This window comes from Leeuwenhoekiella sp. A16, assembly GCF_047946675.1.
Taxonomy (GTDB): domain Bacteria; phylum Bacteroidota; class Bacteroidia; order Flavobacteriales; family Flavobacteriaceae; genus Leeuwenhoekiella.
In genome coordinates, this window is record NZ_CP172313.1 from 63,520 (window position 1) to 88,824 (window position 25,305).

Annotated in this window: 19 protein-coding genes; 13 read left to right on the top strand and 6 right to left on the bottom strand. The window is 38.1% G+C overall.

Annotated elements, in window-relative coordinates:
* Window positions 1-104: 104 nt before the first annotated feature.
* A complete protein-coding gene (locus ACH3O9_RS00275) occupies window positions 105-932 on the top strand; it encodes an HAD family hydrolase (RefSeq protein WP_416443205.1) in 828 nt (275 codons plus the stop codon).
* Here ACH3O9_RS00275 and ACH3O9_RS00280 read toward each other — a convergent pair.
* Window positions 913-1,335, bottom strand: a complete 423-nt coding sequence (locus tag ACH3O9_RS00280; protein ID WP_416443207.1) for a secondary thiamine-phosphate synthase enzyme YjbQ — start codon at window positions 1,333-1,335, stop codon at window positions 913-915. The two genes, ACH3O9_RS00275 and ACH3O9_RS00280, sit on opposite strands and share 20 nt — an antisense overlap.
* A gap of 110 nt (window positions 1,336-1,445) precedes the next feature.
* On the opposite strand from ACH3O9_RS00280, the gene ACH3O9_RS00285 reads away from it, so the two are divergent.
* The 4 genes from ACH3O9_RS00285 (at window position 1,446) to ACH3O9_RS00300 (ending at window position 9,390) form a co-directional block, all read left to right on the top strand.
* Complete coding sequence (locus ACH3O9_RS00285; protein ID WP_416443209.1) at window positions 1,446-2,459, top strand: pirin family protein; 1,014 nt, start codon at window positions 1,446-1,448, stop codon at window positions 2,457-2,459.
* 107 nt (window positions 2,460-2,566) lie between these two features.
* On the top strand, window positions 2,567-7,216 hold the full coding sequence (locus ACH3O9_RS00290; RefSeq protein WP_416443211.1) for a gliding motility-associated C-terminal domain-containing protein: 4,650 nt from the start codon (window positions 2,567-2,569) through the stop codon (window positions 7,214-7,216).
* 12 nt (window positions 7,217-7,228) lie between these two features.
* Complete coding sequence (locus ACH3O9_RS00295; RefSeq protein WP_416443213.1) at window positions 7,229-8,173, top strand: type IX secretion system membrane protein PorP/SprF; 945 nt, start codon at window positions 7,229-7,231, stop codon at window positions 8,171-8,173.
* A gap of 14 nt (window positions 8,174-8,187) precedes the next feature.
* On the top strand, window positions 8,188-9,390 hold the full coding sequence (locus ACH3O9_RS00300) for a hypothetical protein (RefSeq protein ID WP_416443215.1): 1,203 nt from the start codon (window positions 8,188-8,190) through the stop codon (window positions 9,388-9,390).
* Window positions 9,391-9,680: 290 nt separating this feature from the next.
* On the opposite strand, the gene yajC is transcribed toward ACH3O9_RS00300, so the two are convergent.
* Genes yajC through nusB form a run of 3 tightly spaced genes read right to left on the bottom strand, consistent with a single transcriptional unit; the run spans window position 9,681 to window position 11,439 of the window.
* Window positions 9,681-9,974 carry a preprotein translocase subunit YajC gene (gene yajC / locus ACH3O9_RS00305; protein WP_416443217.1) on the bottom strand — a complete coding sequence of 98 codons (294 nt, stop codon included), beginning with the start codon at window positions 9,972-9,974 and terminating at the stop codon, window positions 9,681-9,683.
* 4 nt (window positions 9,975-9,978) lie between these two features.
* Entirely contained in the window at window positions 9,979-10,446 is a 468-nt protein-coding gene (locus ACH3O9_RS00310) for a DUF1573 domain-containing protein (RefSeq protein ID WP_416443219.1), read from the bottom strand.
* Window positions 10,447-10,491: 45 nt separating this feature from the next.
* Entirely contained in the window at window positions 10,492-11,439 is a 948-nt protein-coding gene (nusB, locus tag ACH3O9_RS00315; protein WP_416443221.1) for a transcription antitermination factor NusB, read from the bottom strand.
* Between the two features lie 291 nt (window positions 11,440-11,730).
* Here nusB and ACH3O9_RS00320 point away from each other — a divergent pair, with 291 nt between their 5' ends.
* The 3 genes from ACH3O9_RS00320 (at window position 11,731) to ACH3O9_RS00330 (ending at window position 16,598) form a co-directional block, all read left to right on the top strand.
* Entirely contained in the window at window positions 11,731-13,488 is a 1,758-nt protein-coding gene (locus tag ACH3O9_RS00320) for an ABC transporter ATP-binding protein (RefSeq protein WP_416443223.1), read from the top strand.
* A gap of 65 nt (window positions 13,489-13,553) precedes the next feature.
* The gene (locus tag ACH3O9_RS00325; RefSeq protein ID WP_416443225.1) at window positions 13,554-13,940 is read left to right on the top strand and encodes a PUR family DNA/RNA-binding protein; all 387 of its coding nucleotides are present in this window, start codon (window positions 13,554-13,556) and stop codon (window positions 13,938-13,940) included.
* Between the two features lie 135 nt (window positions 13,941-14,075).
* A complete protein-coding gene (locus ACH3O9_RS00330) occupies window positions 14,076-16,598 on the top strand; it encodes a M14 family metallopeptidase (RefSeq protein WP_416443227.1) in 2,523 nt (840 codons plus the stop codon).
* An 85-nt stretch (window positions 16,599-16,683) separates the two neighbouring features.
* Here the strand turns inward: ACH3O9_RS00330 and ACH3O9_RS00335 are convergent, their stop codons facing one another.
* A complete protein-coding gene (locus ACH3O9_RS00335) occupies window positions 16,684-18,840 on the bottom strand; it encodes a TonB-dependent receptor (RefSeq protein ID WP_416443229.1) in 2,157 nt (718 codons plus the stop codon).
* Between the two features lie 388 nt (window positions 18,841-19,228).
* Between ACH3O9_RS00335 and ACH3O9_RS00340 the strand changes: the two genes are divergently transcribed.
* The 3 genes from ACH3O9_RS00340 to ACH3O9_RS00350 all read left to right on the top strand — a co-directional run bounded on the left by ACH3O9_RS00340 (window position 19,229) and on the right by ACH3O9_RS00350 (window position 22,538).
* Complete coding sequence (locus tag ACH3O9_RS00340) at window positions 19,229-19,828, top strand: YdeI/OmpD-associated family protein (RefSeq protein WP_416443231.1); 600 nt, start codon at window positions 19,229-19,231, stop codon at window positions 19,826-19,828.
* Window position 19,829: 1 nt separating this feature from the next.
* Window positions 19,830-20,246, top strand: a complete 417-nt coding sequence (locus ACH3O9_RS00345) for a DUF1801 domain-containing protein (protein ID WP_416443233.1) — start codon at window positions 19,830-19,832, stop codon at window positions 20,244-20,246.
* A gap of 135 nt (window positions 20,247-20,381) precedes the next feature.
* A complete protein-coding gene (locus ACH3O9_RS00350; RefSeq protein WP_416443235.1) occupies window positions 20,382-22,538 on the top strand; it encodes a choice-of-anchor I family protein in 2,157 nt (718 codons plus the stop codon).
* Window positions 22,539-22,610: 72 nt separating this feature from the next.
* Here ACH3O9_RS00350 and ACH3O9_RS00355 read toward each other — a convergent pair whose 3' ends face one another.
* Window positions 22,611-23,906, bottom strand: a complete 1,296-nt coding sequence (locus tag ACH3O9_RS00355) for an NAD(P)/FAD-dependent oxidoreductase (protein ID WP_416443237.1) — start codon at window positions 23,904-23,906, stop codon at window positions 22,611-22,613.
* A 131-nt stretch (window positions 23,907-24,037) separates the two neighbouring features.
* Here ACH3O9_RS00355 and ACH3O9_RS00360 point away from each other — a divergent pair, with 131 nt between their 5' ends.
* Window positions 24,038-24,532: an RNA polymerase sigma factor gene (locus tag ACH3O9_RS00360; protein WP_416443239.1), complete on the top strand. Its 495-nt coding sequence runs from the start codon at window positions 24,038-24,040 to the stop codon at window positions 24,530-24,532.
* 6 nt (window positions 24,533-24,538) lie between these two features.
* The gene (locus ACH3O9_RS00365; RefSeq protein WP_416443241.1) at window positions 24,539-25,180 is read left to right on the top strand and encodes a hypothetical protein; all 642 of its coding nucleotides are present in this window, start codon (window positions 24,539-24,541) and stop codon (window positions 25,178-25,180) included.
* Window positions 25,181-25,305 lie beyond the last annotated feature (125 nt).

Below are 25,305 nucleotides of genomic sequence, written 5' to 3' on the forward strand. Positions count from 1 at the left end.
TTTTAAAACCCTGAGTTTGCTTTCGCGAAAGCGGAATCTTTCTTAACCTTTTATTTAACCGTTAAGTAAACGATTAGGTGTATTTTTGCATCTCAAAATTTGATATGGATTTATCTAAAGTAAGATTAGTTGTAAGTGATATGGATGGAACCCTTCTTAATTCTAAAGGGCAGGTTAGTGATACATTCATAACGCTGTTTAAAGAATTGAAAGAAGAGAATATACAGTTTATTGCTGCCAGCGGAAGACAGTATTACAGCATAATAGATAAGCTAAAAGAGATACATGCAGATATTATTGTGATCGCAGAAAATGGTGGCTTTGCAAAACGCAACGATGAAGAATTAGTGACCGTTTCCCTGCCTCTCGATAAAACCCGTGAGATGATCAATCTTATGAGACAAGTTGAAGATGCACATATTGTACTTTGCGGTAAGAAACAGGCTTATGTAGACAGTGACAATGAAAAGTTTCTCAATATTTTTAATGAATATTACCACAAATATCAAATTGTAGATGATATTACTAAAATAGATAATGATGAGTTCTTTAAGATAGCGGTCTACAGTTTTGGCGGTTCTGAACAGACCACATACCCTGTTGTAAGTCATCTTGAAAATGAAGTTAAGGTAAAAGTATCTGGCGAGAATTGGCTGGATATCTCAAGTATGAAAGCAGATAAAGGTAATGCGCTAAAACATATTCAGGAAATGCTGGGTATTCACCCAGATGAGACGATGGTCTTTGGCGATTACAACAATGATATAGAAATGCTGGAGCTTGCTCACTTTAGTTATGCTATGGCAAATGCGCACCCTAACGTGACAGAAGCGGCAAACTATATTACAAAAAGCAATAACGACCTTGGGGTAGAGATTGTGCTAAACCAGCTAATTGAGGCAAAACGCCAGACTAAGTCCCAAAAGCAGTAACCACAATTGATCTTGAGCCGCCGTGATCGCGGTGCTCACAAAGATAAATTCCCTGCCAGGTGCCTAAATTTAACCTGCCATTTGTTATAGGGATGGTTACAGATGCACCCATCATTGACGCTTTTATATGCGCAGGCATATCATCTGGCCCTTCAAAAGTATGTATGTAATAGGGTGCGTTTTCGGGTACCATTTTATTTATATGACTTTCAAAATCTACACGAACTGAGGGATCTGCATTTTCGTTTATCGTTAAACTCGCAGAAGTATGCTTAATAAATACCTGAAATTGACCGATTTTTAGCTTATTTAACCCGGTAAATTGATCAAGTATTTCGTTAGTAATTAAATGAAAGCCACGTTTACGCGCAGATAATCTTATTTCCTGTTGAAAAAATTTCATTATTTTAAATTAAGAATAGATTTTACAATTGTACTATCACGTTTTTTAATGAAAATTTAAAAGTAAACTATATAGTTAAGAGTAAATTTGGATATAAAAATTTTCAAATCATGAGTGCTATTATAAAAATACAACAATTGCAAATGCCCTGGGAAACAAGCGATCCTTTCTTGTTTTGTGCTTTTCACAACGATAATTATCCCAAGGGAACAAGCAAACTTACTCCAGACGCATCACTTGCAGGTCGCAATTTAGGCCAGGATTTTATGCAAAAAGATGGTTGGGCTATGTATCATGGCACTCAGGTTCCCGGTTTCCCGGCGCATCCCCACATGGGCTTTGAAACTGTAACAATCGTTCCTGAAGGTCTTGTAGATCACTCTGACTCTTTAGGTGCTGCTGCACGCTTTGGTAAAGGTGATGTACAATGGATCACTGCCGGAAAAGGATTACAGCACAGCGAGATGTTCCCTATGCTCAATCAAGATGAAAGAAATCCCCTACTTTTATTTCAGATATGGTTAAACCTTCCGGGAAAGAACAGAAGTGTAGATCCGTACTTCGGTATGTATTGGAATGAAGATATTCCTGTCGTAAAATCTACAGACGAGAATGGAAAATCGACCAAAATAACCCTAATAGCGGGAAAATATAAGGATAAATCGGCTATAAAACCCGCTCCAGACTCCTGGGCGGCAGACCCGGAGAATGATGTAAATATCTGGTTAATAGATATAGAACCCAACGCCAGTTTTACCTTACCTGCAGGAACTTCAGCATCAAACCGTTCTCTATATTTTTATGAGGGTGAATCCTTAAAAAGTGAAGGTTTTGACATCCCTTCTATGTATAGAATAATTACTGATGCAGGTCAGGATATTGTTATTGAAAATAGTGATAAACCTGCACGTTTGCTACTCTTGCAAGGCAAGCCAATTAATGAACCGGTAGTAAAACATGGTCCATTTGTGGCAAGTAGCAGAGACGAGATAAACGCTGCCTTTAACCGCTATAGACAAGATGAATTTGGAGGGTGGCCATGGCCTAAACATGATCATGTTCATGAAGCAGATAAAGGTAGGTTTGCGAAGTTTCCTGATGGTAAAGTAGAAACACCAGGTTAATACTTTTAACATATTCGGTATTTTTATAAGTTATATGTTGTATTTCAACGGTTTTATAGTATATTTGACCCGATACTAAAACCCAACATTTACTTAACCTACCGTGTATGCAAAGAATCTCTACTCTGATTCTACGTGGAATCTTTTGTTTTTTTGTTTTCCTCACACCTTTATTTAATTCTGAAGTTTTCGCGCAATGTGCCGGCACAGATGCGTCTTTTGAGTTATGTAATAAAGGTGATGATACCATTAATGGCACTATAGACCTTTTTGCCCTTTTGGGCCCCGATGCAGAGACTGGTGGTATCTGGAGGGATGATGACAACTCTAGTGGATTAAACACCACTACAGGTATTCTTAATACTTATTTTGTTAACCGGGGAGGTGTTTTTCGTTACACCTACACCGTTGATGCCAGCAGTTGTGTAGATAATACCTCAACGGTTACTGTGACCTTAGGATCATTTCCCGGCCGAAGCAATAATAATGCAGTGGCTTGTAGTGATGATAACTTTGTTAATCTTTTTCAGTTTACTGGTAGTTCACCAAGCCCTACTCTTGACGGAGCATGGACGAGCAGTACAGCTCCCACAGGTACATTAAGTGGAAGCATTTTTAATGCTGCTGGTGCGGGCGTAGGTATTTATACTTTTATGTATACAGTGCCGGCAATAGATGATTGTCCTTCTTCTTTTTCAACTGTAAAGGTAGAAGTTGTACAAGCACCGGAATCTGGCATAGCAGATCAGCCTATATATTGCGAGACAGACGATCTTTCGGCCTTTACAAATTTTGATCTTCGCACAGCACTTACAGGTGAAGATGATGGTGGTATCTGGACAGAAACAACTACAAATGAAATTTCTGGTTTTACAGATAGTACTGTTAATATTGAAAACCTTAGAGATACATATGGCCCCGGGACTTACTCTTTTACATATACTGTAAATCCTTTAAATCCCGCATGTAACCCAAGCAGCACAACTGTTTCTATACTTATAGAAGACGTAGTTGATTTTACAGGAGCTACATTTGATATAACAACTCCTGGTTCTAACCCTGCTGCTATTTGTGAAGATGATCTGCCATATCAGGCTGTTGGTCAAATTTCGGTAAATCCTCAAAACGTGCCAGACGGTGATTATGAGATCACATATACAACGAGTCCTGTTCCCAATGCAGGTGTAGAAACATTAACGGTTTCTTTCGTTAACGGTAAAGCTAATTTTAACATCAATCCTGACTTCCTAACTGCTACTGGTGAAGTTTCTATAGAAATTACCCAAGTTATAGACCCCAACACGCAGCTTCAATGTCAAGTGCAGATTTCAGGTTTAGAAGATAGGCTTTCTATTACTGCGCTTCCTGATTTGTCTGATAGTGTTGTAACTGTAAGTGATCCTTTATGTTTAGGTGAAGATGCCACACTAACGCTTGCAGACGGTGGTGCAACTCCCGCTATAGAATTAGTTGATGGTGTTTATGATATTGCTTTTACACTAACAGGTCCCGGCATCAATGTTTCAGGTTCAGAAAGTGCAACTGTAACTGGTGGCCTAACGCAATACACTTTAAATACCGCTGTTTTTGGACAAGCCGGTGATTATACGATCACTATTACACAGGTCACAAATAGCAATGGCTGCAGTACACTGACTAATCAAAAAGGATCATTTACAATATCTCCTCTTCCAGATGCGCAATCTCTAAGTCTGAATGTAGACGATACCTGCGAGGGTGATGATCTTTATGTAAATATTCAGGATGGTGAGACAATACCTAATCTTGCTGACGGTAATTATACGTTTATTTATTCTGTTACAGGAGCTATAAATGCTACCGATTTTACCGCAGAAAACGTCGATTTTACGGGTGGAATGGCAGCTTTTATCATCCCATCTAATATTGTTATTGCAGGTTTTTCTACAGTTTCTATAACAGGAATTACTAATACGGCAACTGGTTGTGCTATGGTAGATATTGACGGACTTGAAACTACTTTTAATATTGTAGTAAATCCTGATCTAAGCATCACAAATATTAGCATTCCTTCAGTTTGTGAAAACGAAGATGTTATAGTTACTTTTTCAGACAGTGCGGCAAATATTCCTGATGCAACCTATAGTATGCTTTTTACACTTTCAGGAGCTAATGTATCTGGCAGTATCAATACGACTATTTCATTTGAAGGCGGGTTTGCTTCTTTTACAATTCCGGAAAGTCTTATTCCAAATACAGGAAACACAACTTTTACGATCACTAATCTTAAAAATGTTGGTGTTGGTTGCCTGGCTACAGGTCTTCCTGTAAGTGTTTCATTTGATATTTATAAAAATCCAGATCTAAGTGCAGCGGCCATTACAACCGCAGATATCTGTCTGGGAGAAGATGCTGTGCAAACGATCACGGGTGCAAATGTTGCAGATGGTGATTATACACTTATTTATACCACCATCGGCGCTAACACACTTGCAGATACTGCTATAACGGTAAGTTTTGTTGCGGGAACGGGATCATTTACTATCCCCGCCTCTCAATTTACCGCTAGCGGAAATACACAAATAGATATAACCGAAATTATCGATATAAATACACCTAACAACTGTAATGCGGTAGTTAGCAATTTAGCAGTTGCTTTAAATATCAATCCGCTGCCAGATGTTTCTAATCTTAATCTGGTAGTTCCTGAACAAACATGTCTGGGCGAAGATCTTGCTATAATTATTATAGATGATTCTGGAAACCTTACTGATGGTGATTATGAAGTTGCTTATGAATTAGATGATAGTAACATAGCATCGCAAACAGTTCTTGTCACAGTAGAAAGCGGTAATGCAGGTTTTACAATACCTTCTACTCTTCTTACTAATCCCGGGTTTACAGATGTAAAAGTGTTGAGTTTTACTAATACTGCTACAGGTTGTACTTCAATTATTACAGACTTAAGCAAAACCACTACAATAGTTTCACCTCCTAATCTTACTGATGCCTCAATAACGATTAATGATGAATGTTTTAATGAAACAGTTACCGCTTCATTAAATGCACCAGATCTGGCAGATGGAAGCTATAATATTGTTTATACACTTAACGGAGCTAATACCGGCAGTTACATAGCAGGAACCGTTTCATCTTCCGGAGGTGTGGCAGAGATAATTCTTGACGCTGAAGCTTTAGTTAATACGGGAACAACAGATATTGTTATTACCACTATCACAAACGAAACAACAAGTTGCTTTACAGACGGACTTACGATTTCGGGATCTTTCGTGATAAACGAACTTCCAACATTAAGTGATGAAAATCTCGAAGTCGCATCAACATGTAAAGGAGACGATTCAACTCTATTTATTAGCGCAGCTAACCTTGCAGATGGAGATTATACAATCGATTATACAATAAGTGGTGTCAACACCGCTCAAAACACCACAACTGTAACAGTTACCGGCGGTGAAGCTAATATTGATCTTGACGAAAACCAACTTGCGACTGTTGGTACTTCTACCTTGACAATTACAAGCATAACAAGTTTAACTACATCTTGCAGCAATGTGCTTGCTGCGGCTGTAGATTTTGAAATATTCCCAATACCTGAGCTTGATTCAAGCGAACTAAGTGTTCTTGAAGCCTGTTTTGAAGAAAACGCTTTGGTTACAATTACCGGTGCTTCAGGGTTGGCAGATGGTGATTACACAATTTTATATTCAATTTCAGGAGTAAATATATCTGCAGATAATGAGGTTATAATCACAGTTACAAATGGTGAATCGACTTTTGAAATAGCATCAAATTTATTGACAGAAATCGGTCAAAACACACTAATAATCACCCAAATTGATAGTGAAAACGCCTGCTCATCAGGTATTATTGCTGCCACCGCAGATTTTGAGATTCTTCCTCTTCCAGATGCACAGGGACTGGTAATGCAAAGCACAGATATTTGTCTTTTCGAAAATGAACTAATAACATTTTCTGGAGCTATTGCTCTCAACGACGCTCAATATGTTGTCACTTACCAGTTAGAAGGAGCCAATACCAGCGCACCAATTACAGAAAATATAATTTTCACCAATGGAGAAGCTGTGATTACACTTGACGCTACCCTCCTACTAAACGCCGGTGAGACTTCTTTAAACATTCTAGACATTCAGAATTTTGTCACGCTATGTAGTGCTATTAATTTAGACACTGCACCGGTTTTATTTACCGTGCAAAATCCTGATCCACCAGCGCTGGCTTCAGGCGGAGATATATTCTGTATTAATGACGAACCACGACTTATAGATCTGGCTAGAAATGTAACCCCGGCTTCTGGAATTACATGGTACGCATCTGAAACGGGAAATGATATTTTAAGTACAGATATTTTACTACAGCATCAAACTACCTATTATGCGTCATTCACAAGCACAGAAACAGGTTGTGAAAGTTCTGTAAGACTGGCCGTAACAGTTGATCTAACAGGCTGCGATAATGTATTTGTTCCGGAAGGTTTTTCTCCTAATAATGATGGTATAAACGACACTTTTGAGGTACAAAACATCGATTTTATCTATCCTAAATATCAAATTGAGATTTTCAACAGAGACGGTATTACTGTGTTTAAAGGAAATGCTGCTAACCCGTCGTGGGATGGAAATTCAAATCAAAACAGGTTTGGAGGGAAAATTCTTCCTAACGGAGTTTACTTCTACATCATCAACTACAATGATGGCAAAACCGAACGCAAACAAGGCAAATTATACCTGAACAGATAAAAGGACGATAAGATGAAATCAGCATTATATACAAAAGTAACCTTTGCCGCGATTGTCCTTTTCAGCGTAAGCTTATTTGGACAGCAAGATCCCGAATACACACAGTACATGTACAACATGAGCGTGATCAACCCTGCATATTCTACAGATGACGCGGGTATTATGAACATGGGTGCAATGTACAGATCACAATGGGCAGGAATTGACGGCGCACCAGAAACCGCGATGTTCTTTGCACATACACCCGTTAATGACCAGGTAGAGCTAGGTCTCGATATTGTGCATGACGAGATAGGTGACGTTGTGCAAGAGACTAACTTGTTTGCAGATTTTGCATACAAGCTTAATATTACAGAAGGTTCTAAATTGGCTCTAGGTCTCAAAGCAGGAGCGACATTTTTTAATACAGACTTCAGCGGTCTGCAGCTTTCTAGCGGAAACTCGAGTACAGATCCCGCTTTCGCGGAAAATATTAACCGTACGTATGCTAATATTGGGATAGGCGCTTATTATTATACAGATCGTTATTACATAGGTCTCTCTGCTCCCAACCTGCTTTCTGGTAAACACATTGAAGATCGTGAAGGCATACAGGGTTTTGGCCGTGAAGCGGTGCATTATTTTCTTACCGGTGGTTATGTTTTTGATGTTAACCCTGATGTAAAAATTAAGCCATCATTAATGACACGTGCAGTTGTAGGAGCTCCTATGACTGTAGATCTTAATGCAAATGTATTGTTGTACAATAAACTGGAAGCCGGTTTAGGATATCGCTTTGGCGATGCCGTTTCAGCAATGGCAAACTTTGAGATACAACCGGGATTGAGAGTGGGTTATGCTTATGACTACACGGTCTCTAATCTGGGTAAATACAGCAACGGCAGCCATGAGGTTATGGTTCTTTTTGACCTGGGATTATTTATGCCCAGCTATATGAAATCACCTCGCTTCTTTTAAATACGACATTCTACATGAGAACTACATATATATCATTTCTGTTTTTAGCGTTCATACAAATAAGTTATGGGCAAAGTGACAACCTAAAGCAAGCACGGCGCGCTTTCGCATCACAAGATTATACGCAGGCTATAATATCATACGAACTGGAAGAAGAAAAATCGCTAGTTTCACTTAAAAACCTGGCAGATAGTTATTACTATTTGGGCGAAAGTGACAAAGCTGTTGCTGCGTACAAGCAGGTCTTTGATCAATATCAATCTATTGCTGATGAATATCTAATACGTTACATAGACGCTGCTAAGCAATCAAAAGACTACGCTCTTGCCAATGACCTCGCAACAAATTATTTAGGCTACGCGACAAATATTCCTCATGATCTGGTAGACGGAAGAAAGCTGGAGAATTTTGAATTAACCATGGTAAAAGGTGCCTCCGGAAAATCTGCTTTTGGACCGATTTTATACCAAAATAAGCTGATTTTTGCTTCAGATAACAACGCTGCCAGACCAATTTATGACAGAACAAAAGAGCCTTATCTTGACCTTTACATTGCAGATATAAGTAATAATAAGCTTTCTAATGCAGAACTTTTTGCTGAAGATATAGATACAGATTTGCATGAGAGTAATATGTCTTTCACCCCAGATGGTAAGCATGTTTATTTTACCCGTAACAATTCAAAATATCGACGAATAGGTAATAAACGTATTGGCGTTTTACAGATCTTTAAAGCAGACCTTGTAGGTGATAAATGGACCAATATTACTCCTGTTCCTTTTAATACTAACAGATATTCTGTTACGCATCCCAGTGTAAGCAAAGATGGATTAAGACTGTATTTCTCAAGTGATAAACCAGGCGGTTTTGGCTCTTATGATATTTATGTTACTAATATTTTAGCAGATGGCACGTATAGCAAACCTGTTAATTTAGGCCCTGCGATAAATACAGAAGCTGGTGAGTATTTTCCTTACGTAGCAGATAATAACGATCTTTATTTCACCTCAAAAAGAATAACAGGTCTTGGCGGCCTTGATCTTTACAAAAGTGTAAACAACAGCGGTTCGTTTAGCCAGGCAGAAAATTTGGTAAGTTTAAACAGCAATAAAGATGATTTCTCAATGATCATAGATACAGAAGGAGAATCAGGTTATATCTCTTCTAATCGTGACGGAAATGACAGGATCTATCACTTTATAGAGATAGAAGATTAAGAAATCCTACAGCTATTTAAATATTATATCTAATAAGCTTCAGGATTGTATTGAGGTCACATAACTTCAATAGCATTAGGAAATGCTGAAATAAATTCTGCAGGACGAAAAGTGGTATTGTTAAGAATGAATTGATAAATCAAGAAGCAGGGTATTTTCAAGAGTATAAACCCTCGGAAGATTCTTTTTTACACGAGGCAAACTCTAAGGGATTAAACTCTTTCGAAGTATAAAAATAAAAAGCCCGATGTGAAATCACATCGGGCTTTTTATTTTAGGTTCTTAAACCTTTACTTCTTTTCTACTACTGCAGGAGCGTTTAATTTTTTGCTCATTTCCATAGAAAGCGCAGAACGCTCAAACTTTAATTTTCCTGCACCAGATTCTATAATACAAGTACCGTCTTCATTAAGGTCAAGAATTTTGCCGTGTAAACCGCTTTTTGTAATAACACGGTCACCTCTCTTCAGGTCTTTTGCAAATTGCTTTTCCTGCTTCTGGCGTTTCATTTGTGGTCTTATCATAAAAAGATAAACAACCACGACCATTAAAAGTAACGGTAAGAAATTTTGTAATTGATCCATTTAATTATCCTTTTGCTGCTGTAGAATTAGCATCAGGCTTCACAAATGCTGTTATTTGAATTTTTTCTTCTCCTTTTTCAGTGTTAGACATAACAGTAACAGTTTTTGTTATCGCGTTAAGTCCGCTACCATTGTATTTTACTAAAAGTTTTCCTGTTTCGCCTGGAGCGATAGGAGTTTTAGAAAATTCTGGTACTGTACAACCACAAGTACTTTTTGCATCAACGATCACTAATGGAGCTCTACCGGTGTTCTTAAACTTAAACTCATGCTCTACCTGATCACCACGGTTAATGGTACCAAAGTCATAAGCTTCTTCTTCAAATTCAATTTCTGGAAACACGGTTGCGTTTGCATCGCGAGTGGCAGCCATCTCAACGTTCTCATCTTTCACCTTGTCTGAGGCGTTATCCTTACAAGCCGTAAAAGACAGAGCAGCTATTACTCCTAAGGCTAAAAATGCTTTTTTCATAATGTTTACTTTTTTAAAAATGCGTTCAAAAATACGATTTTATTTTTACTCAATAAGCCCTCTGCCGGCTTTGTTTAGCTTCTCATCTTTACGATATTGCTTTACCAATCTATCAAGAACTCCATTTATAAAAATACTACTCTTAGGTGTAGAATATTCTTTAGCGAGTTCCAGATATTCATTAATGGTAACTTTTACGGGGATTGAAGAGAATTTTAAGAACTCACAGATCGCCATTTTTAAGATCACCTTATCAATTGTCGCGATACGATCCTGATCCCAGTTGGGTGTATTACCTAAAATTTCTGCCTCGAGCATATCGTTATTATTCCCTGTTCTTCTTAAAAGATCACGTGCAAAATCTTCATCTTCGTCATCTTTATAAAGCTTTGGTATAATAGTGCCTTCCGGCGAAAGCGGTTTTAGCTTCTGTAAACGCTTAACGATGGTTGTATTTATTACCGGAAGATCATCTAACCACGTTAGCCTGTAATCTTCAAGATAATCGTACAATTTATCATTAGGCGCTATGATATCTTTAAACATATCGATAACAAAAGAACGGTCTTCTTTAAAACTTCCCGATTCCTGGTTCATATATGAGATGTACAGATCACTCTTTAGAAGGTCTGTATAAATAAGATTCACATACTCGCTATCGAGACGCCAGTTGTTAAGTTTACGCTGCTGTAGTTGTTTTTGCAACTGCTCATTCTGCGCAAGTTTTACCAGAATAGGGTTTTCTACAAATCGCTTATTAGGATTTTTATCTTCTTCTGTAGCAAGAATTTTTTGCTGTGATTTCTCTTGTATATCTATCGCGTAGGCGTGAATCTCTACAATTAAGTCTACCATGACCAGATAGAGGTCATACATTTGAGAAATACTAGAATTCAGAAATTTTTCTTCTTTTTGAAGATCAGGATTTTCAGACTGTACCAGAGCGTAAAGAGCTTGCATTACCTTGATACGAATATGCCTTCTGTTGAGCATGCTTTTAAAGAACTTACTTGGTTGTAAAATGGGAATCAAGATCAAAAATTGGTCAAAACCTATTGAAAATCGGCTTATTAGCCCTAAAATTCGCTACTTAAATTCCCGGTTTTTTCTAAAACCGCTGCAAAAATACATTAATAAATAAAGTTAGACCTAATCCTTTTACTTTTTTAGCAGAAATATGACACGCGCTTAAACATTCCTATTGATCATTATCGCTTATATTTGCTCTTCCTTTTTGCGGGCATCAGACAGCATGCAGATCTACCCGCCTTGAGTCTTATTTTTATGAAAGAACTTCAGCATCTCAACAAATATTTTAAAAAGTACAAATGGAGGCTCATTCTGGGCTTTTTTATTGTGCTTATAGCCCGCATATTTGCCATTCTTACTCCTAAGTTTTCAGGAGACATGATTAAGCTTGTAGAAGATTATGTAAGTGACGGTGGCGATTTATCTGCACTTAAACATCAATTACTGGTTACACTGCTATTGCTTCTGGGAGCTGCATTGCTATCTGCTTTCTTTACATTTTTAATGCGCCAGATGTTTATAGTAGTGTCAAGATATATGGAGGCAGATCTTAAAAACGAGATCTACAATCAGTATCAAAACCTGTCTCTCAATTTCTATAAAAAGAACAGGACAGGCGATCTCATGAACCGCATAAGTGAAGACGTGAGCAAAGTGCGTATGTACCTAGGGCCCGCAATTATGTACGGCGTTACCACGCTCATACTTTTTGCAACGGTAATACCCTATATGTATATCACCGCTCCTACCCTCACGCTGTATGTCTTGATACCCTTACCGGTACTTTCGGTAGCTATTTACAAATTAAGTAAAGCGATACATAAGCGTAGTACGGTAGTACAGCAATATCTTTCGCATTTAAGCACTTTTACACAAGAATCTTTTAGTGGTATTGGGGTTATAAAAGCTTATGGTATGGAGAATCAAACCTATACCAACTTTGAAGATCTAAGCGAAGGAAGTAAAGACAAGAATCTTGACCTGGTAAAAGTTCAGGCATTTTTCTTTCCTCTTATGATCGCTTTAATAGGCATTAGTAATTTACTGGTTATTTACATTGGCGGGAAGCAATATATAGCTGGCGAAATACCAGATCTGGGCGTTATTGTAGAATTCCTCATTTATGTAAATATGCTTACATGGCCGGTGGCGTCTGTAGGCTGGATCACCTCACTTGTACAGCAGGCAGAAGCTTCACAAAAACGTATTAATGAGTTTTTGAATGAAAAGCCTGAGATCGTAAATCACATTACAGAGCACACGCCCGTAACTGGCGGAGTGCGTTTTGAGAATGTGACCTTTACTTATGATGATACTAATATTACGGCTCTAAAAAACGTCACTTTTAGCGCAAAACCGGGCGAAACACTGGCAATAATAGGTAAAACAGGCTCTGGTAAATCTACTATTCTTGAGCTAATAGGCAGATTATATGATGTTACATCTGGCGAAATTATAATAGATAAAACTCCTATAGAACAGCTCAACCTTAACGATCTGCGCACCAGTATAGGTTATGTGCCCCAAGATGCATTTCTGTTTAGCGACAGCATAAAAGAGAACATTAAATTTGGTAAAGAACAAGCTACAGATGAAGAAGTTATCGCTGCTGCGAAAGCTGCCGCTGTTCATACCAATATTACAGATTTCACAAAAGGTTACGATACAATTTTGGGAGAGCGTGGTATCACCCTTTCCGGCGGACAAAAACAACGTGTTTCTATTGCCAGAGCTATAATAAGAGATCCTAAGATACTGCTTTTTGATGATAGCCTTTCTGCGGTAGATACAGAAACCGAAGAAGAGATCCTGTCTAATCTGGGTAAACTCTCAAAAGACAAGACAACGATCATTGTGAGTCACAGAATATCATCTGCTAAAAATGCCACTAATATCATCATTCTTGATGAAGGGCAAATAATACAGCAAGGCACACATGCCCAACTAATTGGCGAGGACGGCTACTATCAAGAACTGTACAAAAAGCAACTTGAAGAAAAAGAAATAGAATAAATTTTGTTCACAATAGAATTTTTTGCCATTTTTGACCTTAGCATCCAATTATTTAAATTTTAATTATGAGCAATACTGAAATGAAGGGGAATGATGAGATATTCTCAAAAGTGCTTAGGGCCGGAAGGCGTACGTATTTTTTTGATGTAAGGTCAACCCGCGCTGGAGATTATTATCTAACGATCACAGAAAGTAAGAAGTTTACAAACGATGATGGTTCCTTTCACTACAAAAAGCACAAGATCTATTTATACAAAGAAGATTTTGATGGTTTTACCGAAATTTTAAATGAAATGACTGGGTACATTCTGGATGAAAAAGGTGAAGAAGTTATAAGCGAGCGCCACCAGAGTGATTACACAAAGAATGACGAGATAGAAATAGAAGAAGAAGAAACTTTAGTTGAGCCTTCTGCAAAAACATTCACAGATGTAAGCTTTGATGATATTTAAGCAAAATTACACTGCTACAAATTTAAAAACCGCTACCCTGTTGTAGCGGTTTTTTTTATATTCACATTTCGAAAAATTTAATAGAATCGCTTAATCCTTTCATATTATATATCTCCATTCCATAAATCGCACCTTATGACCCGATTTTTAACCCTTTTTGTTGCTTTTTTCCTTTTTTCTCTAAATCTGTTTGCTCAGGATGGCAAACCTACTCTAGACTATTATTTACCTACTGATGTAACGTATGATCAAAGCATCCCAAAACCTCAGGATATTTTAGGCTGGGTTCCCGGCACGTGGCATGTGAGCCATGATAAACTGGTAGATTACATGAAAACTATTGCGGCTGCATCACCGCGTATTTCTGTTGTAGAACGTGGTACTACGTATGAAGGAAGACAACTTATATTGCTTATAATCACTTCTCCTGAAAATCAAAAAAATCTAGACCAGATAAAAGAGCAACACGAGGCGCTTACACAGCCCGGTGCAGCATCTTTAAATACAGAAGATATGCCGCTGGTAACTTATCAGGGTATGTCTATTCATGGTAATGAACCCAGCGGATCTAACGCAGGACTTCTGGCTGCTTATTATCTGACAGCAGCACAGGGCGCTAAAATTGATGATCTTTTGCAGCATACTGTTATTTTATTTGATCCTTCTCTTAATCCAGACGGTTTGCAGCGCTTTGCTTACTGGGCAAACACAAACAAAGCCCAGAATATTAACCCTGATCCTCAGGATAGAGAATATGACGAAGTATGGCCCGGCGGTCGTACAAATCACTACTGGTTTGATATTAACCGTGACTGGCTGCCCGCACAATTACCAGAATCACAGGCTCGCATAAAAACTTTTCATGAATGGAATCCTAATATATTGACAGACCATCATGAGATGGGAAGCAATTCTTCATTCTTCTTTCAACCGGGAATACAATCGCGTACGCACCCGCTCACGCCTGCCTTAAATCAGCAATTGACTAAAGAAATTGGTAATTACCATGCTGCCGCTTTTGACAAACTGGGTTCTTTTTATTTTACCGAAGAAAGCTATGATGATTTCTATTACGGTAAAGGTTCCACTTTTCCTGATATTAATGGCGGTATAGGTATTTTGTTTGAACAGGCGAGTTCTCGAGGTCATGCTCAAATGACAGACAATGGTCTGTTAGAATTTAAATTTACCATACGCAACCAGCTTACCGCTTTTCTTTCTACTCTTGAAGCTGCCCAAAATATGCGCGTAAAATTGCTCAACTATCAGCGTGACTTTTATGCAAATTCGCTGAAAGAAGCCGGTAATGACGCTTATATTTTTGGAAGTACAAACGATCCTTCAAAATCTTTCGCTCTGGCGAAATTATTAAACAGGCATGGTATTAAAATGTACAAATCTGCAAAAGCATATAAAACTGACGATAAAACATTTAGTACAGCAAACAGTTATGTAGTGCCTAAAAAACAGAAACACAGCAGATTGTTAAAGGCGATGTTTGAGAAGCGCACTAAGTTTACAGACAGCCTTTTTTATGATATTTCTGCCTGGTCATTACCACTGGCTTTTGATCTTGATTTTAGCGATACAGCTCCCGCCACGCTTGCCGGGGAACAAATAACAGATTTACAAATGCAGTCGCCTGCAAATGTAAAACAAAGCTCATATGCTTACTTAATGCCGTGGGGCGATTATTATGCACCTAAGGCATTAAATATGATTCTAGAAAAAGGTTTAAGAGCTAAAGTAGCGCTCCAGCCATTTTCTGTTGAGGATAAAGACTACAGTTACGGTACGATACTTATACCTGTACAGAATCAAGACCTCAACCCACAGGAAATGCAGCAGTTTTTAAATGAGGTCGAGCAAGAAAGTAGTGTTGTCATCAACTCAGTTTCTACCGGGCTTACACAGGGAATTGACTTAGGCAGCCGATTTTTCACCGCTCTAAAACCTGCAAAACTCGCCTTAATTGTAGGCGAGGGAATTTCATATAACGAGGCTGGTGAGATCTGGCACTTATTAGACACGCGCTATGATATTAAAGTAACAAAACTCGATACGCGCAATTTTGATCGTTTTGATCTTAGTGAGTACACAGATATTATTCTGCCTTCTACCTGGGGCAAAGCTTTAAACAGCGATGCGGCCTCAAAAATTAAAGATTGGGTGCGCGCAGGGGGTTCACTTATAGGTTATGGTAATGTAGCCCGATGGATGAGCAATAACAATATGCTAGACATCGCATTTACGCAAACAGACAATCCTGCTAACAATATCACTTTTGAACAACGCAGAGATTTTAATGGCGCGCAACAAATAGGTGGAGCTATTTTTAAAGCGAAACTTGATTTGTCTCACCCTATTAATTTTGGGTTTGATCATAATACGATCAATCTGTTTAGAGATAATACGATCTTTATAGATGCAGATGAAACCAGTTATAAAAATCCGATACTATATACCGATGATCCGCTTGTAAGTGGTTATATAAGCAAACTCAATCTTGATGCGTTAAAGGCTACTAGACCTTTTGTACAACGAGGTTTAGGAAGTGGCAATGTCATGCTGTTTACAGATAATACAAACTTTAGGGCTTTCTGGTACGGAACCAATAAGCTCCTGGCTAATGCTATTTTCTTTGGCGACGCTATGTAAAAAATCGGCTTAAAAAGTGGAAAAATCGCTTTAAAACATCAAAAACCTCGTGAAATTCACGAGGTTTTTTTAATTAAATTGACGTCTATAAATTATCTAGTTGGTTAGTAGACTTGTCTTTACTAATTGTCCAGAAGAAACCTACAAAGAAAAACTGGTCAGCAGCTGGTCGCATTGATCTTCTATTAAAAACACCGTTCATATCTGGTGCATCTGCATATTGATAGCCATTCACATTCTTAAAGCCCAGCACGTTTTGTATTGAGAAATACAAGATTTTCTGCTGGCTCAATAAATACGCCCAGTTAAGACTCAGGTTGTTGTAACTCTTTGTTTTTTCCTGTAAAAAACCAGGTCTGTTATAATCTGTATAACTACGACCGCTGGCAAATTGATAACTAAAGCCCACCTGACTTTTCCAGTCTTCTATCCAGTATTTTGTAACAAGTGAGAAGTTGTGTGACTGTGCAAAATTAGGCGTTGATTCTTCGGGATAATTGAGATATTTACGTTTAGAATCAAGATATGAGTAACTCACCCAATAATCTAAATTCTTGATATTCTTATTATCTCTCCAGAAAATGTCAAGACCCTGCGCATACCCGTTGCCCTTGTTGCCGTAGATACTAGTTGGCAAGGCGATATCAGTATCAAAAGTTACCAGTTTATTGTATGTTTTACGGTAAGCTTCAGCTCTTAAAATGGTGCCATCACCCGTGTACAGATAATTAAAAATATAATGCGAAGTTTTCTGTGCATCAAAGTCTGAATTAAATTTTAAATATTCACTTGTTGGGTTTTGGTAAAAATCGCCGTACGCAACCGAAAATTGGCTGTTTTTACCCGTTTTGTAGGCTAATGAAGCTCGAGGCGAAAGCGTTGCCTCATTAAGCAATTCTGAATATTCACCGCGCAACCCTAGTTTCATTGCAAATTTCTTCGAGAAAATAATATCTGCTTCAGTATATGCGGCTTCTATATTATTAGTTACACCGGTATCGTAAGCATCATCACTTTTATCATCACTATAATTCTCTTTAAAATCTGTTGAAAGATATTCTGCACCAAAATTCAGTTTAAAACGATTACTGAAGCGCTTTTTTAATTTCGCTTTAGCGTGAATTGAATTTTCTGTATTATCAATATTAGTTGCCTGTATTCCCAGGTCATTTTTTGCAAGCGTATAGCTAAGACCGCTTTGTACAGACCAGGTGTCGCTTAGAACGCCTGAGTAAGTACCGTTAAAATAGAGGTTTTGGTTTTTTAGTGCAAAATCTAATCCGTCAGGATAATTAATATCTTCCTGAGTTAAAGCCAGATTAGTGTGATCAAAAGCAGTGTATAATTTTAGGAATCCGTTTTTTGTTTTTTGGCGAAAGACAGCCTCTCCTGCAAAAGTTTGATAAGGTTCCTTCCAGTCATTTCTGCCCGGAAATAATTCCAAATATGGTGCAAGATTCATGTATGAAGTATTTACACTTAGCGAACTCTTTTTCCATTTTTTAGTATTACCCAATCCTAAACCTACAGACATTATAGAAATGTCCGTCTGGTCCTGATCTGGCTCGTCTATTGTATTAAGCAGCAAAACCGAAGATAAAGCCTGGCCATATTCTGCAGAATAACCACCGGTTGAAAAGGTGATTCCGTCAAAAAGAAAAGGAGAATAACGGCCACGCGTAGGCGCGTTATTTGAGGTGGGTGTGTATGGCGTAAAAACCCTAATCCCGTCAATAAAAATTTGCGTCTCGCTCGCGTCACCGCCACGCACAAAAAGACGACCATCTTCAGCGACGGTTGTTGTTCCCGGTAACGTTTGCAGAGCACCCACAAAATCACCCAGCGCGCTTGCTGTCGTTACCACATCTAGCGGTTTTAATACAGAAACCTTACTGTTGTCACCGGCTTCAAAAGTACCTGCACTAAGAACAACGGCATCTAGCGTGCTCACGTCTTCTCTTAATTTAATAACCAGATTCTGCATGTCACTAACTGCTGCATGAAAAGAATAAGGTTCATAAGACAAGAATGTGACGAGTAGTAACTGTCCCCCTGTTTCTGAAGTTTCAAAATTAAATTTTCCCTGTGCATCTGTTGTGGCGCCATCATACGTCGCATCCAGATACACATTTGCTCCCTCAACGGGATTACCTTTTTCGTCTGTCACCGTTCCATTTACTGTTGATTGGGCAAATAGATTGAACGATGTAATAAGAATAAATAAAATAACTGTCGTTTTCATCTTTGATTGATTGTTGATGGCTCAAAGATGCAATGACGTACCGCTAAGTAGTAAAATTTGCTACTCAACTGTTAAATGCGCTAACCGAATTGAAAAAGCCATCTAAAAAGATGGCTTAAAGTTCAAAACGTTTGTCTTAATAAATCTTCCTGACTCAGATCAATTCTTCCTTGAAGATGCCTGAGGAGTCTTTAAAAGGTATGCCCTTGCGGGTTGATTTCCCTGTAAAGGTTTCTTAGCTGTCTTTTTGATTATCATCTGTTTATGATTAAAAACCTACTAAATTTAGTTCAAAATCGGGAGATTTTATATAAATTTTAGCGCAAGCATTGTTAATTTTTCAATCGCTTTTTAGAAGAAAACTGTACATTAGAGTAAAATACTTTTCATGCCAATATCTGAGAAATTAGAACACTATTTTGAAACCCAAACCACTTTTAAAAGTGCCTTAATTCGCTTACGCGAAATTATAGACGGGACAGAGCTTGAAGAGAATTTTAAATGGAGAACACCGGTTTACACAATAAACGGAAAGAATGTTGTAGGCATAGGTGCTTTTAAAAATCATTTTGGATTATGGTTTTTTAACGGGGCGCTATTAAAAGATGAAGACAATATGCTGGTAAATGCTCAGGATGGCAAGACTAAAGCTTTGAGCCAAATGCGTTTTACCGCTGAAAGTGAAATTGATGAGAAAATTGTCACAAAGTATTTGAATGAGGCGATAGAAAATCAAAAGGCCGGGAGAGAAATAAAATCTGCTGCTCCGGTTAAGAAAGTGACCGTCCCTTCTGAATTAAAAAATGCGTTTACTAAGCATCAAAAATTACAAACCTGTTTTGAAGCGCTCACCCCGGGAAGACAAAAAGAATATGCAGAACACATTAGTAGCGCTAAGCAGGACGCCACGAGAATTAGAAGATTAGATAAATGCATCCCCATGATACTTGCCGGCGTAGGCCTGCACGATAAATGTAAAAATTGCTAAAATGGCCAAATTAAAGACTCAACCTAATGATAAAAATGTATTGGAGTTTTTAACTTCAGTAACGCCTGAGCAACGTCGCAAAGATGGTATTAAATTGTATGAACTATTTCATGCTGTCGTAAAAGAACCCGCAGTAATGTGGGGTGATGCTATTGTGGGTTATGGTAATTATCATTACAAATATGAGAGCGGTCGTGAGGGAGATTGGTTTCTTACCGGTTTCTCGCCCAGAAAACAATATTTGAGTCTCTACCTCTACCGTGGTTTTGATACCTATGAAGATTTGCTGTCTAAGTTGGGAAAACACCGCGTAAGTACAGCTTGTATCTACATCAATAAACTGGCAGATGTTGATCTTATGGTTTTAAAAGAATTGATAGAAGATTCAGTTAACTATATGCGAGAGAAATACAAATAACTTTTAATATTATACACACCCATACAATACTGTATTATAACAAGTTAAAGTAACGCTTTCTTAACGTTCAGGAAAAACTAGAAATAAGATTTGCCTGTATTTTTAGAGAAACTTACCAACTAACTAATACAGATTATGAAAAATAATTACCTGCTTCTCTTTTTAATTCTTACGCTTAATTCTTTTGCCAGCCTGCCCGTAAAGAGCAATCTTTTTATTCCCGAAGTTTCTTTTGACGAAACTATTATTGAAGCCAGTGAAAGTGCGGGTACAATTACACTTTCCCTCTCTCTGTCTGAAGCGGCCGCAACTCAAACCCAGGTTGATATTTCTTTGCTGCTAACCAATGCAACTGCAGGCAATGATTTCTCTTTAACGAGTAGCACGATTACATTTCCTGCCGGTGAACTATCGGCTACTTTTGATGTACAAATAGCCGATAATACGGTCTTAAATGCCGATTATTTTATAGCAGCTACACTTAGTAATCCTTCTGGGGTTACTTTAGGTAATGCTGTAGCGACTATCTATATTCTTGATGATGAAGCTCACGTAGTATCTTCAGCTAATGAATTAGCTATGAATTATCTTACAAGTTTCAGCGGACTTACAGGTGCTGAGATAGTGGCACATGATCCCATTTCGCAAAAGCTTTTCGTTTCAAACAGTGGTGATGACGCTGTAGGTATTATTGATTTTAGTAATCCTGAAAATCCCACACTTGTCGCTTCTATACCTATGGCTGCTTATGGGATTGAAGTTACCAGCGTTGCTGTAAAAGAAGGTTATGTAGCTGCTGCAGTGAAAGGTGCAGATCAGGCAAATGGTAAAGTTGTATTTATGAATAGCGACGGCACTATTTTATATGATGTTGAAGTAGGCGTGTTACCAGATATGATCACTTTTACACCAGACGGAACAAAAATCCTTGTAGCCAATGAAGGGGAACCAAACACAGATTATACCGTAGATCCTGAAGGCAGCATAAGCATTATAGACCTAACACCATTAGCTTCATTTATGCCACCGGTGGTAACCAATTTAAATTTTAATGCTTTTGATAGTCAGATGGCGAGTCTCAAAGCCGCCGGGGTTCGTATTTATGGTCCTGGCGCTACCGTATCTCAAGATCTTGAGCCGGAATACATCGCGGTCTCTGCAGACTCACAAATGGCCTGGGTAAGTTTACAGGAAAATAATGCGTACGCCATTATAGATCTTAGCACGCCTGAAGTTACTGCTATTGTTCCATTTGGTTATAAAGATCACAGTCTGGCACAAAATGCATTTGACAGTTCTAACCGGTTAGATTTTGTGTTCATGAGCACATGGAAAACTCTGGGAATGTATCAACCTGATGGGATCGCTACTTTTAATATAGATGGAACAAATTATCTTATAACAGCTAATGAGGGTGACTCAAGAGATTATGATGCTTACAGCGAGGAAGAGCGCATTAAAGATATTAATCTTGATCCTGTAGCCTTTCCTAATGCAGAGTTTTTGCAGGAAGATGAAAATCTGGGCAGACTTAATATTACCACAGCTACAGGCGATACAGATGGTGATGGTGATTTTGATCAGCTGTATTCTTATGGCGCGCGTTCTTTCTCAATATTTAATCTTGACACCAAAACAATGGTCTACGACAGCGGCGACTGGCTGGAACGAATAGTAAAAGAAGACCCCATCTTCGGCCAGATATTTAACGCGACAAATGACGAAAATGCATTTAAAAACCGCAGCGATGATAAAGGTCCAGAACCAGAAGCTGTAATAGTTAAAGAAATAAATGAGGAGCTATATGCTTTTGTAGGTATGGAACGTATAGGCGGCATAGCCGTGTTCAAAATTTCAGATCCTGCAAATCCTACTTTTGAAACATACCAAAATAGCAGAGATAATACAGTTGATGCAACTTCAGATCTGGGTGATCTTGCTCCGGAAGGTATTATATATATAAGTCCTAATGATAATGATACCGGTAAAGGTCTTATTGTAGTGGCTAATGAAGTGAGCGCTACAATCTCTGTTTATACTTTAGATAACAATCTCTCTATAGATGAGATAAAAATGGCCAAAAACGATACTGCTTTAAAGATATATCCTAATCCTTCAAACCAGGAACAGGTATTTTTTGATAAACCTGCGAACTTTAAATTGTATGATATAAGCGGAAAACAAATTATGCAGGCAGAGAATGCAGCTTATATTAATACGACGTCTTTAAAAAGCGGTATTTACATTGTGAAGAATGACAATGGAGCTTCAACAAAATTAGTTGTTAGATAATCCCAAAGATTCATTTTGGGTCTTAGCCCCTCGCATAAAGTGAGGGGTTTTTTATATCGTTTTAACCTATTTTTAGTCTTCCTGAGCGATAATTCTATTCTTCTTAAACGGTCTTACAATTAAGCGAGCAGCTTTATCATAATTCCAATAGCTATACACCCAATTAATTATAGTTACGAGCCTGTTTCTAAAACCTACAAGAAACCAAAGATGAATAAACATCCACACAAACCAGGCGAGAAAACCGCCAAATTGTAATTTCCCCATATCTACAACCGCTTTATTACGACCTATTGTCGCCATACTGCCTTTGTCAAAATATTTAAAAGGCTCAGGTGCTTTCTTTTCTGCCAGGCGCTTTAAGTTTTTAGCCAGATGCTTACCCTGTTGTATAGCCGGCTGCGCAACCTGAGGATGCCCCCTAGGATACTCCTTAGTTTCCATTAGAGCAATGTCGCCTATCGCGAAAACATTGTCAAACCCAAATACTTTACTATAAGGATCTACATTATATCTATTTATTTTTTCATGCAATGCTGCGCCATCAATCCCAGAAATAGATGCGCCGGTAACCCCGGCAGACCAGATAAACGTAGCTGTATCAAAATACAAGTCGCCAGTTGTTGTTACCCGGTTATTTTCATATTTGGCCACCATAGTATTCAAATGAATTTTTACGCCCATTTTTTCAAGAAATTTCCGGGCTTGCTTAGACGATTTCTCGCTAAAAGGCGGCAGCACACGATCAAGACCTTCTACAAGATGTATCTCAATATCATCTGTATCCATATCTGGGTAATCCCGTTGCAGCACATGCGCTCTTAGCTCTGCAATAGCACCACATAATTCTACTCCTGTAGGTCCCGCTCCTGCAATTACAAAACGCAAGAGTTCTTTTCGCTTCTGGCGATCTTCTAATCGGTTAGCTTTTTCAAGATTTTCAAAAATCAGGCTTCTAATATTTAAAGCTTGCGGCAGGCTCTTCATCCACACTGCATTCTCCTCTATAGATTCATTACCAAAAAAATTGGTTTTAGTTCCTGTCGCAAGAACCAGATAATCGTAAGTAAGATCACCTATATCTGTTCGCAGCTTTTGAAGTCGCGTATCTATATGCTCAACCTCTGCCATGCGAAAATGCATATTATCCTGATTTGCTATGATCTTTCGCAAAGGGTACGCAATAGAATCTGGCTCAAGGCCAGATGTAGAAACCTGATAAAGCAATGGCTGAAACGTGTGATAATTGCGCTTGTCTACCAGAACGACTTGATACGGAGCATTTTTTAGCTTTTGAGCTAAATTCATACCACCAAAGCCGCCTCCTATTATAACAAGACGAGGAAATTTAGAATCGGGTATATTCATATAAAATTTTCAGGAGGTTCTCCTACAAAGTTAAAGGACAAGAGGTAAATTGATATATGTTTATCAAAATTTTAATAGACGTGTAACGACTTCATGATAAATGATACAAATAGATAACTAACGATCAACTTTTGGACAAGAAATTAGAACAACAGTTTGTCGACCAGCTGGAAAAGAACCAGAACATTGTACATAAGATCTGCCGGTTATATACCAATGATCAGGATTCTCACAATGATCTGTTTCAGGAAATCACTATTCAGTTATGGAAGGCATATCCCAACTTTAGAGGAGATGCTAAATTTAGTACCTGGATGTACCGTGTTGCACTAAATACGGCAATTACCCTATACAGAAAGTCGAAAAAACGCGTTAAAACTCAGGATTATGATAGTGTCATGTTTAAAATTGCAAGCAGTGAATATGACAACACGATAGAAGAACAACTCAAACTTATGTACGCTGCCGTTAAGCAGCTTAATGATATAGAAAAGGCACTGGTTTTTCTATATCTGGAAGACAAATCTTACAGTGAAATTTCTGACACTCTGGGTATCACCGAGGTTAACGCCCGGGTAAAGATGAACAGAATAAAGGGAAAATTAAAACAACTTTTAAATTCGTAGTAGTTGATGGATGAGCTCGAATTGTTAAAAAAAGACTGGAAACGTCAGGAAGCCACGCTACCCCACGTTAATGCCAGCGATATATATAAGATGATATTAAAAACATCATCTTCTCTAACAAAGTGGATATTAATAATCGCAATTCTTGAATTTGTATTCTGGATCGCCCTTACCATACTTTCTTCTAGTGATGATTATTTTGATAAATTAAGAAAAATACATTTCTACCAGGCCAATATATACTTAAGTGTTGTGCACTACTGTATACTTGCATTTTTTATCTATTGGTTTTATAAAAATTATAAGAAGATAAAAGTAACAGACGATATCAAGTTACTGATGACAAATATTCTCAAGGTAAGAAAAACCGTAAATTATTATGTTATCTACAATCTTGGGATGAGTTTTGTGATCGCGATCATGTACTTTGTAGCTATGGCCATCTACGATCCTGCGTTTAATAAATTATGGGCAGGTGGCGCAGAAAACTCCTTATCACACAAGCTAATTGTCTTGGGTGCGATTACTCTCTTTCTACTTGTACTTTTAGTAATACTTTGGTTATTCTACAAGTTGCTTTATGGAATACTTTTGCGTAGATTGCATCGCAATTATAAGGAGCTTAACAAATTGGAGCTTCGCAATTGAAGCAAATCAATGAAAAAACTCACAAGAACTCTCCTACTCTCTGCACTCGGTCTTAATTTTATAATGTTGCTTGGCATCATTATTTTCACAGATGTAAATTGGAATGACAGGTGGGTTCTTGTTAT

Excerpts from the sequence above, each read along its gene's own strand:
- ACH3O9_RS00340 (WP_416443231.1), top strand. The coding sequence starts at position 19,229 with ATGCCAATATCTGAGAAATTAGAACACTATTTTGAAACCCAAACCACT.
- ACH3O9_RS00275 (WP_416443205.1), top strand. The coding sequence starts at position 105 with ATGGATTTATCTAAAGTAAGATTAGTTGTAAGTGATATGGATGGAACC.
- ACH3O9_RS00290 (WP_416443211.1), top strand. The coding sequence starts at position 2,567 with ATGCAAAGAATCTCTACTCTGATTCTACGTGGAATCTTTTGTTTTTTT.
- ACH3O9_RS00330 (WP_416443227.1), top strand. The coding sequence starts at position 14,076 with ATGACCCGATTTTTAACCCTTTTTGTTGCTTTTTTCCTTTTTTCTCTA.
- ACH3O9_RS00365 (WP_416443241.1), top strand. The coding sequence starts at position 24,539 with ATGGATGAGCTCGAATTGTTAAAAAAAGACTGGAAACGTCAGGAAGCC.
- ACH3O9_RS00350 (WP_416443235.1), top strand. The coding sequence starts at position 20,382 with ATGAAAAATAATTACCTGCTTCTCTTTTTAATTCTTACGCTTAATTCT.
- ACH3O9_RS00335 (WP_416443229.1), bottom strand. The coding sequence starts at position 18,840 with ATGAAAACGACAGTTATTTTATTTATTCTTATTACATCGTTCAATCTA.
- yajC (WP_416443217.1), bottom strand. The coding sequence starts at position 9,974 with ATGGATCAATTACAAAATTTCTTACCGTTACTTTTAATGGTCGTGGTT.
- ACH3O9_RS00310 (WP_416443219.1), bottom strand. The coding sequence starts at position 10,446 with ATGAAAAAAGCATTTTTAGCCTTAGGAGTAATAGCTGCTCTGTCTTTT.
- ACH3O9_RS00320 (WP_416443223.1), top strand. The coding sequence starts at position 11,731 with ATGAAAGAACTTCAGCATCTCAACAAATATTTTAAAAAGTACAAATGG.
- ACH3O9_RS00300 (WP_416443215.1), top strand. The coding sequence starts at position 8,188 with ATGAGAACTACATATATATCATTTCTGTTTTTAGCGTTCATACAAATA.
- ACH3O9_RS00285 (WP_416443209.1), top strand. The coding sequence starts at position 1,446 with ATGAGTGCTATTATAAAAATACAACAATTGCAAATGCCCTGGGAAACA.
- ACH3O9_RS00355 (WP_416443237.1), bottom strand. The coding sequence starts at position 23,906 with ATGAATATACCCGATTCTAAATTTCCTCGTCTTGTTATAATAGGAGGC.
- ACH3O9_RS00325 (WP_416443225.1), top strand. The coding sequence starts at position 13,554 with ATGAGCAATACTGAAATGAAGGGGAATGATGAGATATTCTCAAAAGTG.
- ACH3O9_RS00345 (WP_416443233.1), top strand. The coding sequence starts at position 19,830 with ATGGCCAAATTAAAGACTCAACCTAATGATAAAAATGTATTGGAGTTT.
- ACH3O9_RS00280 (WP_416443207.1), bottom strand. The coding sequence starts at position 1,335 with ATGAAATTTTTTCAACAGGAAATAAGATTATCTGCGCGTAAACGTGGC.
- nusB (WP_416443221.1), bottom strand. The coding sequence starts at position 11,439 with ATGCTCAACAGAAGGCATATTCGTATCAAGGTAATGCAAGCTCTTTAC.
- ACH3O9_RS00295 (WP_416443213.1), top strand. The coding sequence starts at position 7,229 with ATGAAATCAGCATTATATACAAAAGTAACCTTTGCCGCGATTGTCCTT.